This window comes from Sunxiuqinia sp. sy24 (genome assembly GCF_052677165.1).
The window spans coordinates 134757-147202 of record NZ_JBQYLH010000013.1; the positions used below are offsets into that span (position 1 = coordinate 134757).

A 12446-nucleotide genomic window follows, 5' to 3' on the forward strand; every position below is an offset into this window, starting at 1 on the left:
GGCAGGCCGTCGGAGAACGAAATTAGGAGGACCGATTCATGGCCGGAATTTATATTCATATTCCATTTTGTAAGACCAAATGTCATTATTGCGATTTTTATAAATCGACAGATTTTGGGGCTAAAACTGATTTTTTAGTTGCCCTGAAAAAGGAAATAAAGGAACGCAAAAACGAGCTTCAACAAGAAGAAATAGCCAGTATTTATTTTGGAGGAGGAACACCTTCTGTCTTGAAAATTGAAGAAATCAGGGATATTTTAAGCCTGATTGAGCAACATTATCAGCTGGGCGAAGATGTCGAGATTACTCTCGAAGCTAATCCTGATGACTTGTCAGAATCCTTTTTAGAGGGCGTAAAAACAACGATCATTAATAGACTGAGCATTGGCACACAATCGTTCAATGATCACGATTTAAAAAGCATGAATCGTCGGCACAACAGCCGACAAGCTGTAAACTCCATTCGTGCAGCACAGTATGCTGGGATTCAAAACATCAGTATTGACTTAATTTATGGCTTGCCCAACCAAACACTGGCCGATTGGGAAACCAATGTTGAACAAGCCATAGCATTGAATGTGCAGCACATTTCTGCTTATCACCTCACCTATCACGAAGGAACTGTTTTCTTCGATTACCTGAAAAAAGGAAAAATTAAGGAATTGCCCGATGAACTGAGTTTAGAGCAGTTTAAACTCTTGCTGAATTGTTTGAAAGAAGCAGGTTTTGAACAATATGAAATTTCAAATTTTGCCCGAAAACATTGTTATTCGAGGCATAACAAAGCTTACTGGGAACGGAAAAAATACCTGGGTTTTGGACCTTCAGCACATTCATTTGACTACCATACACGACGATGGAATGTTTCAAGTTTAAAAAAATACCTGCAGGCAATGGAACAAAAATTGCCATACTGGGAAACTGAAATCTTGTCGGAGCAAGATCAGTACAACGATTATATGATTACCTCTTTGCGAACCAAATGGGGAATCTCGGTTGCCTATCTGGAGCAAAATTTTGCTGAGAAATTCGTTCAGCATTTTAAAAGTGAAGCAGAAAAATATTTAGAAAGCAAACACCTGTATTGTACGAATAACGTATACCTAATGTCAACCGAGGGACTGTTTATCTCCGATAAAATTATGGAGGAACTGTTCTTTCTGGAATAGGCTTAAATTTTGTTAATTGCGTGATATTAAGGCGCAGACTTGCAATATTTATCTATCTTTGCAGACTGAAAAAATGCAAGCTATGGAAGTGAAAATTGTTAACCAATCGAAGAATGAACTGCCGGCATACAGCACGGCTTTATCTGCAGGAATGGACTTACGTGCTGACCTGGAACAACCCATTGTTTTAAAACCGCTGGAACGAACCCTGGTACCTACCGGATTGTTTATCGAACTACCGGCCGGGCACGAAGCACAAATCAGACCTCGCAGTGGCTTAGCAATCAAAAAGGGAGTTACCGTTTTAAATACGCCCGGAACAATTGATGCCGATTACCGTGGTGAAATAAAAGTGATTCTGGTTAACTTATCGAATGAAGAGTTTGTTATCAATCATGGCGAACGAATTTGCCAAATGGTGATTGCCAAACACGAAACCGTGAGCTGGGAATCCGTTCAGATTTTAGAAGAAACAGAACGTGGAGCTGGTGGTTTTGGTCATACAGGCAAAAATTAAAACAACGAAATGATCTTAAAAAGACTGACATATTTTTTAGTACTCACCCTTGTTTTTATATCCTGTTCAACGGTTCAAAAGCAACTGGTGGCCGAACCCGTAGTGGAAGTCGATAAAGAAGATGAACTGTCGGAGGATCAGCGAAATGAATTTGAATATTTGTTTATTGAAGGGTTAAAACAAAAGAAATTAGGCAACGTTCAAAATGCCGTTTCTATTTTTTCTCGCTGTTTGGAAATCGATCCGAATTCGTCGGTAGCCATGTATGAAATGGCGAGCATCCATTACGCCAATAAAGACCTGACAAGCGCTTCCCTTTTATTGGAAAAGGCCATTAGCATCAATGCTGATAATAAATGGTATAAACTGATGTTGGCCGAAATTTATCGTCAACGGCAACAGTTTAAAGAAGCGGCAGTTTTGTATACGGAATTGAGTGCTAAAGAACCCGAAAATAAGGAATTTCTGTATTACAAAGCCGTATTGCTGGGGATGTCCGAAAACTATTCCGAAGCCTTAACAGCTTATGACCAACTGGAGAAGAAAACAGGCTTAAACGAACAAATATCAGTCGCCAAACAACAGCTTTATATCAAACAGGATCAGCCAGACAGGGCGTTTGAGGAGATCAATAGACTGATTGAGTCCAATCCTACCGAAACACAGTATTACGGGCTGATGGCTGAGTTTTATCAGCAAGTAGGTGATTCGGTCAATGCCCTTAACTATTTCAATAAAATACTGGATATTGACCCTGAAAATGGCTTCGTTCACTTTTCACTGGCCAATTTCTACATTGAACAAGGCGATAAGGAAATGGCTTTTGACCACATTAAAAAAGCTTTTGCTAACACGGAATTGGATGCGGAAAGTAAGATTCAGTATTACATGTTGCAAACTTCCGATGCTGAGAATTCGGAGTGGACCAATGACCAAATTGGTGAATTGTTGGATATTCTGCATGCGGCACATCCTGATGATAACCGGATGTATACCATTTACGCTGAACATTTGATGCGGCAAAATAAAATTGATGAAGCCCGGAATTATTTAAAGCAATACCTGGAAACCGATAAGGACAACTTTGTGATTTGGCAACAATTGTTGTTTATGGATAATGATTTAATGGACTTTGAAAGCCTATACACAAACAGCAAGGCAGCCATTGAATTATTTCCTAATCAGGCGGTTTCTTATGCGCTTCATGCAGTTGCAGCGCTGCAGCTTAAGAAGTACGAAGAGGTTTTAGCAATTGTTGACGAAGGTGAGGCATATGTTCTGGATAATCAGTCACTCAAAATTCAGTTTGAGCTTTACAAGGCAGAAGCCAATTACAATTTGGATCAAGTGGATGAAGCCTTCAAAGCTTTTGATAAGGTTATTAAGTTGGATCCGAACAATTACATGGCCATCAACAATTATGCGTATTACCTTTCTGTGCGTGGGCAACAGCTTGAAAAAGCTGAACGCCTAAGCGGAAAAGTCGTTCAGGCCAATCCTGAAAATCCTACCTACCTCGACACTTATGCCTGGGTGCTGTTTAAACGCGAAAATTACCTGTTGGCTAAGTTTTATATCGAAACGGCTATCAGCAATGGAGGTAGCGAAAATTCTGTCTTGCTTGAGCATTACGGAGACATCCTTTACAAGCTTGGAGAAACCGACAAAGCACTCGAAAACTGGAAAAAAGCCCAAGCGCTTGGAGAAGGAACCGAGGTATTGGATCAGAAAATTAAAGAATCACGATTTATTGAAAGTTTAGTCCCTTGAAAACACCGTCATACCACCAGTATATAAGCCTTATATTTATTATGCTTTTGGGTTTTTCATCCTGCAAAACCAGCAAGATGGTGTCCACCGAAAGCATTCGGCCTATCAGTACCAACCGATTAATTAAGAAAGTTCAAGAGAAAGCGTTCGACTATGATATGCTGGCCATCAAACGCATTATGTGTCAGTATGATGGTCCTCAGGAAAAGGCCTCGTTTCGTGCTAATCTCAAATCTGAAAAAGACAGACAAATTTTGCTGACGATCAGCAAAATCAATATTCCGCTTGCCCGGTTGTATTTAACTCACGATAGTGTTAAGATGGTTAATTACCTGAAAAAAGAATACCTGGAAGAAGGTTACGATTTTTTAAGCGATATCGTGCACATGGATCTTGATTTTCATCTGGTTCAATCTATCATTAGTAACGATGCTTTTTCGTATTACGATGATCCGCGATCAAATGATTTTAAGGAGTTTGTTTCTTATGCTGATTCGGGAATGTATATTTTGCAATCGGTTAAAAACCGAAAGCTGGATAAGATAGAGCGAAAAGGGAAGGAAGAAAAGATTGACAGGTATCTCAAAAAAATGGATGGAGATGAGTTCATTGTTCAACATTTGTACATTGATCCGCAAACCTTTAAAATCCGGAAAATAACACTTGATGACCAAACCAATGATCGCAAAGTAACTGTTAATTTTTCCGAATTTGTTACGGTAGGCCGGCAACTTTATCCTGGCGACATCAGCATTCGGTTTGAGAATGCCGAAAAAGATTTGTCGATGCAGATTAAACTAAGTAAATTTTCTACCGGAAAAGACCAGTCATTTAATTTCAATATACCGGACAAGTATAGCCGGATGAACTAGTCCTATTAAGCAATGAGAAGCCTTCTGTTGAGCTTTGTATTCTTTCTTGCCATGTTGTCCCTCACCGGACAATCATTGACGGATTTGCGCGCTAAAAAGATCAACACGTCACAGGTGATAAAATACACGTCGAGTTTACTTCAAAAAGCACAGCAGAGCGAAAAAGCCAGCCTTGGCAAACTGCAATTAATCAACTCGCAGATTCAAAATCGTAACAGGTTGATTGAGAATATCAACGATGAAATAGTTATTCTGGATGGTTACATTGGCGAAAACACGGCTGTTTCGTCTATGTTGAATTCCGATTTGGACCAATTGAAAGAAGAATATGCGGCGATGATCCGTTTCGCCAGGAAGAATAAAAACAGCTATGACATGCTGATTTTTCTCCTATCTTCCGAAAACTTAAACCAAGCTTACAAGCGCATGCTGTACCTCCGGCGTTATGCCCAGTACCGGAAATCTCAGGCTGAAGTTATTCAGGCAATCAGTGGTTTGGTAGAACTAAAAGTACTGGAGCTGCAAGAACAAAAGCAGCAGAAAGCCCAATTGCTGACCAGTAAAAATGAAGAAACTCAACAGCTGTTAAGCGAGAAAAAGCAGCAAAAGCAGCAAGTACAAAGTCTGCAGCAACAGCAACGTACCCTTCGTAAGAAGCTGCGCGAGCAGCAGAAAGAACAGGAAGAGCTGAATCAGGAAATTGAGCGTTTGCTGGCCGAGGAAGCCCGCAAAGCGCGTGAAAAAGGCTCGTTTGAAATGACACCCGAACAAAAGCTTTTAGCCGCCAATTTTGAGGAAAATAAGGGTCGCATGCCTTGGCCGGTGGAACGTGGCGTAATTACCGAACGGTTTGGAGTACATGCCCATGCGGTACTAAAAAACATTAAGGTAAAAAGCAATGGCATCGACATTAGTACTGATAATGGCACTCAGGCGCGCGCTGTATTCAATGGTGAGGTTAGTCGGGTGTTTGCAATTTCGGGTGGAAATATGGCTGTCATCATCCGCCATGGAAGCTTTTTAAGTGTTTATTCCAACTTAAAGGAAGTGTTTGTCACAGCCGGTCAGCAAGTGAAAACAAAGCAAGCAATAGGAGCTATTTTCTCCGACTCTTCGGATGGTAATAAAACGGTATTGAAATTCCAGGTGTGGCGTGAAAACCAAAAAATGAATCCTGAAGATTGGATCAGTCGATAACAAAAGAGGATGGAATCGCGGCTTGACTCCATCCTGTTTATATTATTTGAAGGCCGTTTTCACTTAGAAACAGCAGCCGTCAAAAGACCTTGAAGAATGCATTTTAGAAGGCGTGAATCCACCTAACTACAAATTAGCTACCCGAGTCAGCGCTTTAATATCGAGTAATTTTATTTTCCTTCCTTGTAATTCGATGAGTTTGTCTTGTTTAAATTCGGATAATAATCGAATGACACTTTCTGTAGCGGTACCCACAATATTGGCAAGTTCCTCTCGCGTTAGCGATATTTGTAAGGTGTTCGAATTGTCCAGTTCAAAGGCTTCTTTTAGTAAAAGCAACACTTCAGCCAGACGTTCACGCACGGTTTTTTGTGCGATATCAGTAATGTAATCATTGGCTTCGCGCAATTCCTTACAAATAATTTGAAGCATGTGGTGCGAGAATTGCCAGTTACTTTGAATCAGAAACTGCAAGGTTTGGTAGGGGATATGACATAACACTGCTTCTTCAATTACCTTGGCAGTGGTGCAGGCCGATTCTTCGCTCAAGAGCGAGCGGTAAGCAATGATCTCCCCTTTTTTGGCAAAGCGAATGATCTGTTCTTTGCCATCGATGCCGGTTTTTAAAATCTTGACAATGCCCTTTGTAACGCAATAAAAGCCTGTTAAACGACTCCCTTCCCGATAAATTATACTTCCCTTTTTGAACAATGAACAGGTTTTCTCGTAATTTAACTGGGCAAATTCCTGTTCTGTTAATTTTTTAAATAATTGAAAGCCTGAAAGTTCGCATTCTTCTTCTGTAGGTCTGTTAGTTGAACTTCTCATGAACCGTTATTTGTTAAAATTGGATGAATAATGTTGATAATCGATTTTAAATATACAATGAACATTTATATTTGTAAAACTATTTAGTTATATATTTTAATACCTTAGTTGTCAGACAAAATATAACTAGTTAATTGTTAAAAATGAAATTGTTATGAAACACGTTGTAGACCTCTCCTGGAAAGAAAATATGGCATTTGAAACCGTACAAGACGGACACCCACTGGTTATTGATGCCGGTGCGGAGAGTGGAGGAAATGATTTAGGTTTTCGTCCCAAAAAACTTATGCTGACTGCTTTGGCTGGCTGCACAGGGCTTGATGTGATCTCCATTTTGAAAAAAATGAAAGTGGTGCCGGAAGCTTTCCGCGTGATTGTGGAAGGTGATGTGACGGATGAGCATCCCAAGAAGTACGTGGAAATGAAAGTTATTTATGAGTTTAAAGGACAGGATTTACCCCTCGCCAAGCTGCAAAAAGCGGTTGGTCTTTCAGAAGAAAAATATTGCGGTGTGAGTGCGGTTTATAAAGATGCATTGAAGCTGAGCAGCGAAATTCGGGTGATTGAATAAAGCCATATGAGCCGAGTCAATCTTTTTAATGACGAGAACGAAGATCGGATTTTCACGATTATGCCAATCTGTGATTTGAAGGAGGAGGACAGAAGACAAAATCAACTGCCTCACCTTCACAACTTCTATTCTATCTTCTGGATTCAAAGTGGGCAGGCAGTGCATGCCACCGACTTTGTGGAATATGTCATTGAAAAAGATACCCTGCTTTTTGTGCCGCCTGGACTCAAGCATCGTCTGGTTTTAGATCATATTGCAACTGGCTATTCCATACTTTTCAACGAGGAATTTGTTCGGTATAACCGGAAAGAATACACTCCGATTAAAGAGTACGAGTTGTTTAATAACCCCGAATTTAAAACGCTGATTAAAGTAGAAGGCGACACAAAAGTACAACTCAACACGCTGATAAAAGCCTTGGTTGATGAAGTGCAGCAACCTGATAAACACAGTCAGGATGTCGTGCTGAATTTGTTACATCTGTTTTTGTTGCGCTCCATTCGTGTTTTTGAAATGCAATATCAGCCCATCAATGAGGAAGAATCTGATAGCTTAACTATCATTCGTTTTAAAGAACTGATTGAGGAGCATTATACCAACGAAAAGAGCGTGTCGGCTTATGCTGACATGCTTCAGATAAATCCGACGTGTTTGAGTGAGGTAGCCAAAAAATCGTCCGGGATTACTGCTGGTGAAATGATTCGTAACCGCATAATCGAGGAAGCAAAACAAAAATTGTTCGCCACCGACATGAGTGGAAAGGAAATTGCCTACGCCCTGGGCTTTGAAGATCCATCCTATTTTAGTCGGTTCTTTAAGAAGTATACTGGGCTAACAATCAAGGATTTTAGAGATATTAGTCGAAAAAAGTACCAATAAATTCGGTTTTTGTCCATTTATTAAGATCTTTAGGTCTTTTATTTTTGTAATTGAATATTAACACTAAAATTGATACAATTATGAAAATAATGAAAATGAAACAATGGGCTTTTTTAAGCTTGGCTTTACTGGTAAGTTCGGCCGTTTTTGCCGGTAATTTTGTGGTGGATGCTTCGAACAGCACCGTATCCTGGAATGGGAAAAAAGTAACGGGCGAGCACTATGGTTCAATCGATATCAAAGACGGTTCGTTAGAGGTTGTTGATGGGGAGATTAAAGGAGGTACCGTTACCATCGATATGCAATCCATTAAAAACGAAGATCTGACCAATCAAGAATACAACCAAAAGCTGGTTGGACACCTGAAATCAGATGATTTCTTTTCCGTAGAATCTCACCCAACGGCTACTTTGGTGTTGACAGATGTTAAAAAATCAGCTGATAACTATACATTGACTGGTGATTTGACCATTAAAGGAATTACGAAACCGGTTAGTTTCCAAGCCGCATCATCGACCCAAGCCGATGCTGTTACCTTGAAAGGGAAACTCATTATTGACCGCTCAGATTATAATGTCAGATATGGTTCCAAGTCATTCTTTGACAACTTGGGTGATAAAATGATTTATGACGACTTCACGCTTGATTTTGTTGTTGTCGCTAAAAAATAAAGAAAGGAAGGAGGGAACAATGGCTATTGTTCTTTACAGATCAGAAAGTAGGGGAACAGCAGATCATGGCTGGCTCAAGAGCCGGCACACGTTTAGCTTTGCCAATTACTATTGTCCGTCGCGTCTAAATTTTGGGGCGTTGCGTGTGTTGAATGATGATTATGTGGAGCCTAAAATGGGCTTTGGAACGCATCCACACGACAACATGGAAATCATCTCCATTGTTCTTGACGGACAGTTGGAACATAAAGACAGCATGGGCACGGGATCCATCATCAAAAAAGGGGAAGTTCAGGTGATGTCTGCCGGATCGGGCGTAACGCATTCTGAATTCAATCCTTCTGAGGATGAACCTGTCAGCTTTTTTCAGATATGGTTGTTTCCCAATGAAGAAAATGTTGAACCCCGTTATGATCAAGCCTATTTTGATCTGGCTAAGTTGCAGAACAACTGGCAAATGGTTATTTCTCCGGACGGAGCAAACAATTCGATGTGGATTCACCAGGATGCCTGGTTGTATCGAGGAAATTTTGATGAAGCTCAGTCGGTCAATTACCAACCCAAGAACCCTCAAAACGGCGTATTTTTAATGGTTATTGAAGGCGAAGTAAGGGTGGAGGATCAATCGCTTTCAATGCGTGATGCCGTTGGTTTAACGGAACTGAACGGAAATCTGTCAATAAAAATTGAAAAGGAAAGTCAATTACTATTACTGGAAGTTCCAATGGTAATTTAACTTTTTATTGAGATAGAAAAAACCTGGGTGATAAGTCATTCAGGTTTTTTTAGGGCCAAATTTCAGCCGTACTATCTGGTAAGGCATCTAGGCGTATCAGGCGAATGTCAAAGTCAGTCCGGTCTTCTTCTTTCACCTCAAAGACGGTCTTAAAACTAGGCGACTTCAGATCTTTAGGCTTTTCTTTTAAAGAGCCGCTTACCACGTATTTCTGCAACTCGTGGTTTACTGGCGACTTTGAAAAGGCACGGCTTTCACTCAAGCGACTGAGGTGATAACGAATACGGGCGTTATTATTTAGCAAGGCGTTGATAAACAGTGTTGTGAAAATGCTTTTTAACGTTGGCTTTACGGCTTTAATCACGTATCTTTTTGAAAAATAGCAGGAAGCCAATATATTTCTTAAAGAAATCATGATTAATTTCAAGTAAAGCTCTACTATTCAGGACTAACAGAAAAAACTCAAACCTATGCAAGAATCGAAAAACTTAAACCGACGCCATTTTTTGGGCGCTGCCGGAACCTTAACGGCCGGTGCTTTTTTGGCGAATCCCATGGAATCAATAGCTAAATCGGCAAGTGCTAAAACCAAATTGGCTTTAGTGGGTACCGGAATTCGCGGCACTAGCTTTTGGGGTAAAAACATCGTAGACAACTATTCCAATGAAACTGAATTTGTTGGTTTGTGTGATATCAATCCCGGTCGCCTTCAGTTTGCCTTGAATTTTATGGGTGTTAATTGCCCGGTGTTTACTGACTTTGAGCAAATGATTGGGGAAACCAAGCCGGATGTTGTTATCGTTACGACCATGGATTGTACACATGATCAGTTTATTATAAAAGCGCTGGAGATGGGCTGCGATGTGATTACGGAAAAGCCCATGACAACGGATGAGATGAAATGTCAGGCGATTCTGGATGCCGAACGTCGAACCGGACGCCACGTGATTGTTGGTTTCAATTACCGCTATGGGCACCAATTTTCGAAGTTGAAAGAGTTGCTGGCTAAACGCGAAGTAGGTCAAGTTACCTCGGTCGATTTTCACTGGTACCTGAATACGTATCACGGGGCATCGTATTTTCGGCGTTGGCATGGTGAGCGCGATAAAGGCGGAACTTTACTGCTTCATAAAGCCACGCACCACTTCGATTTACTGAACTGGTGGATTGATTCGGATCCGGTAGAAGTGACGGCATACGGTGAGCTGGAGCACTACGGAAGCAACAATGAGTTTCGCGGAGCCAACTGTCGTTCGTGTGCTTATACCGATAAGTGCAAATTTTATTGGGATATCATGAAAGACAAGCATGCTGTGGATTTGTATGTGAACAATGAGAAATACGATGGCTATATCCGCGACAATTGTTTGTGGCGTCATCGAATTGATATTTACGATAAAATGGCCGTTCAAATTAAATATGCCAATGATGTGCAAGTGAGTTATTCGCTGACAACTTACTCGCCATATGAAGGTTGGCGCATTGCTTTTAATGGCATGGACGGGCGGATTGATTCGTGGGAAGGCATTCCGTGGCGTGCTGATGATCGTGTAAATCAAGCACAATTGCACGCTCAGGAGATGAATCAGAATGCAGAAGAGAATGACACTGCCTATGACGAAATTATGGTGATGAAAAATTGGGAGCCGGAATACCAACTCGTGAAGGTTCCGCGCATTCGTGGTGGACACGGTGGTGGCGATGTTCGGCTTCAGGATAAAATATTCAAAGATCCGGATATAGCAGATCCGTACAAACATTCAGCTGGAACACGCGATGGAGCCATGTCAATTCTGATTGGAATTGCCGCCCGGAAAAGTATCGAAGAAAAACATCCGGTGAAAATTGCTGAGCTGACGGATATTAAGGTCAGTCCAATGAGAGGTTAACTTTTCTATTTGGTGAGCTTGAAGGCTAATCTGAGTATGCTGGAAGCTCTATTGCAGGGGGGATATCAAGATAAGCAAAGCGCAGGTAGTTGTGGCAGCCTGCTTCTGATGGTTTGAGTTTCGAATGACGATCAGTTCATCTGTAAAGGCACTTTTTTGATAATTGTTAGACCTACTTATTCAGGCGGAATTCATAAGGAAACAAGAGGTATATAAGCCAGTAAAAGCCAATCCTGACAGCCTAATTAAATGGAAAAATTCATTTCAAGGCTTGGAAGATTGGCTTTTCTGTTGGATGTACTAGGAAAGTGTATTGGAAAGGTGTCCAAAACTGCAGGAAATAGGCTTACAGGAATTGGACGAAGATAAAAGTATATGGAGATGGCCTTTTGTTGCAGATCACTTACTACGGCGTTGGAAGTAAAGAAGCTCATCCAAGGCAACATCAAATTCTAAACTTTTACCACCTCCTTTTACAATCTTGCCGGAGGGAGTTTCCCACTTGCCTTTTGGTAAATAAACCAAACGTTTCCGAGCACCTTTTTTAACAACAGGAGCAACCAGGATATCCTCGCCCAACATAAATTGGTCAACAACGTTTACAAAACCTTGCTGTGGAAAATTGTATTCCATAGGACGCATGATGGGTTCGCCTGTTTTTGCGGCTTGATGGGCTAACTCTAAAATATAGTCTTTGTATTGCTGACGAATTTCAATGGATCGGCTGACGGCTTGCAAATGCTCGGCATCCAATACGCGCCAAGGAGCAACCGAAAATTGCATCATAGGCATCAAAGCATGGCATTGAGCCGAACGAACGATTAACTCCTGATCGATAATTGCTCCGTCAATAAAGGAAATATATTGACCACCGCCGATAAGGTCAGGACAAGAGAACGGATAGCCCATGATACCTTCCACCAACATTTGAGGGATCAACATATTCAGGTGTTCCCAGCTGTGGTTTTTATCATGCAGGCGTTCAGCCAGTGGTTGGCCTCCCATTTTCCACATAGCCCGGTATTCATTCAGTGGGAAATCAAGACCGATCTCGCCATACAGTTTTGAATGGTCGTTGGGAGTCAGTCCGTTTAGGTCTAAATCACCGGTATAAAAGCGCGCATCGCCAGCATCCAGCTTAAAGCCATCAACACCATATTCATCGACCAGGCATTGCAATTCATCTCGGAACCATTTTTTTGCTTGCGGGTTTGACAGATCCAATACAGCGCTCACTCCATTCCACCAGCGAATCATCGCTGTTTGTCCGGACTTGTCTTTGATGAAATAGCCTTTTTTATCCAGTGCACGATACACATCGCAGTCGGGGCTCACAAAGGGGCATAC

The 12446-nt window shown here is 41.2% G+C and carries 13 protein-coding genes; 10 read left to right on the top strand and 3 right to left on the bottom strand.

The features are described from left to right. The first annotated feature begins 38 nt into the window (after positions 1-38). The 5 genes from hemW to ACUNWA_RS12645 all read left to right on the top strand — a co-directional run bounded on the left by hemW (position 39) and on the right by ACUNWA_RS12645 (position 5525). On the top strand, positions 39-1169 hold the full coding sequence (hemW, locus tag ACUNWA_RS12625; RefSeq protein ID WP_445592278.1) for a radical SAM family heme chaperone HemW: 1131 nt from the start codon (positions 39-41) through the stop codon (positions 1167-1169). A gap of 82 nt (positions 1170-1251) precedes the next feature. Further along, a complete protein-coding gene (dut, locus tag ACUNWA_RS12630) occupies positions 1252-1686 on the top strand; it encodes a dUTP diphosphatase (RefSeq protein WP_445592279.1) in 435 nt (144 codons plus the stop codon). 9 nt (positions 1687-1695) lie between these two features. Next, the gene (locus ACUNWA_RS12635; RefSeq protein WP_445592280.1) at positions 1696-3456 is read left to right on the top strand and encodes a tetratricopeptide repeat protein; all 1761 of its coding nucleotides are present in this window, start codon (positions 1696-1698) and stop codon (positions 3454-3456) included. 77 nt (positions 3457-3533) lie between these two features. Then, the gene (locus ACUNWA_RS12640) at positions 3534-4328 is read left to right on the top strand and encodes a DUF4292 domain-containing protein (RefSeq protein ID WP_445592281.1); all 795 of its coding nucleotides are present in this window, start codon (positions 3534-3536) and stop codon (positions 4326-4328) included. 12 nt (positions 4329-4340) lie between these two features. Beyond that, the gene (locus ACUNWA_RS12645; RefSeq protein ID WP_445592282.1) at positions 4341-5525 is read left to right on the top strand and encodes a murein hydrolase activator EnvC family protein; all 1185 of its coding nucleotides are present in this window, start codon (positions 4341-4343) and stop codon (positions 5523-5525) included. A 126-nt stretch (positions 5526-5651) separates the two neighbouring features. Here the strand turns inward: ACUNWA_RS12645 and ACUNWA_RS12650 are convergent, their stop codons facing one another. Continuing rightward, the gene (locus ACUNWA_RS12650) at positions 5652-6353 is read right to left on the bottom strand and encodes a Crp/Fnr family transcriptional regulator (protein WP_445592283.1); all 702 of its coding nucleotides are present in this window, start codon (positions 6351-6353) and stop codon (positions 5652-5654) included. 154 nt (positions 6354-6507) lie between these two features. Between ACUNWA_RS12650 and ACUNWA_RS12655 the strand changes: the two genes are divergently transcribed. The 4 genes from ACUNWA_RS12655 to ACUNWA_RS12670 all read left to right on the top strand — a co-directional run bounded on the left by ACUNWA_RS12655 (position 6508) and on the right by ACUNWA_RS12670 (position 9210). Then, the gene (locus ACUNWA_RS12655; RefSeq protein ID WP_445592284.1) at positions 6508-6924 is read left to right on the top strand and encodes an OsmC family protein; all 417 of its coding nucleotides are present in this window, start codon (positions 6508-6510) and stop codon (positions 6922-6924) included. A 6-nt stretch (positions 6925-6930) separates the two neighbouring features. Then, the gene (locus ACUNWA_RS12660; RefSeq protein WP_445592285.1) at positions 6931-7803 is read left to right on the top strand and encodes a helix-turn-helix domain-containing protein; all 873 of its coding nucleotides are present in this window, start codon (positions 6931-6933) and stop codon (positions 7801-7803) included. Positions 7804-7883: 80 nt separating this feature from the next. Next, complete coding sequence (locus ACUNWA_RS12665; RefSeq protein ID WP_445592286.1) at positions 7884-8474, top strand: YceI family protein; 591 nt, start codon at positions 7884-7886, stop codon at positions 8472-8474. Further along, positions 8431-9210 (top strand): pirin family protein, encoded by a 780-nt coding sequence (locus ACUNWA_RS12670; RefSeq protein WP_445592287.1) that lies wholly within the window; start codon positions 8431-8433, stop codon positions 9208-9210. The genes ACUNWA_RS12665 and ACUNWA_RS12670 overlap by 44 nt, the downstream gene beginning before the upstream one ends. Positions 9211-9259: 49 nt before the next feature. Here ACUNWA_RS12670 and ACUNWA_RS12675 read toward each other — a convergent pair whose 3' ends face one another. Beyond that, positions 9260-9625, bottom strand: coding sequence for a hypothetical protein (locus ACUNWA_RS12675; RefSeq protein WP_445592288.1), 366 nt, complete (start codon positions 9623-9625; stop codon positions 9260-9262). Positions 9626-9680: 55 nt separating this feature from the next. On the opposite strand from ACUNWA_RS12675, the gene ACUNWA_RS12680 reads away from it, so the two are divergent. Beyond that, positions 9681-11099 carry a Gfo/Idh/MocA family oxidoreductase gene (locus ACUNWA_RS12680; RefSeq protein WP_445592289.1) on the top strand — a complete coding sequence of 473 codons (1419 nt, stop codon included), beginning with the start codon at positions 9681-9683 and terminating at the stop codon, positions 11097-11099. Between the two features lie 399 nt (positions 11100-11498). On the opposite strand, the gene ACUNWA_RS12685 is transcribed toward ACUNWA_RS12680, so the two are convergent. Continuing rightward, positions 11499-12446 (bottom strand): glycoside hydrolase family 31 protein (locus tag ACUNWA_RS12685; RefSeq protein WP_445592290.1); only part of this gene is annotated, 948 nt, incomplete at its 5' end.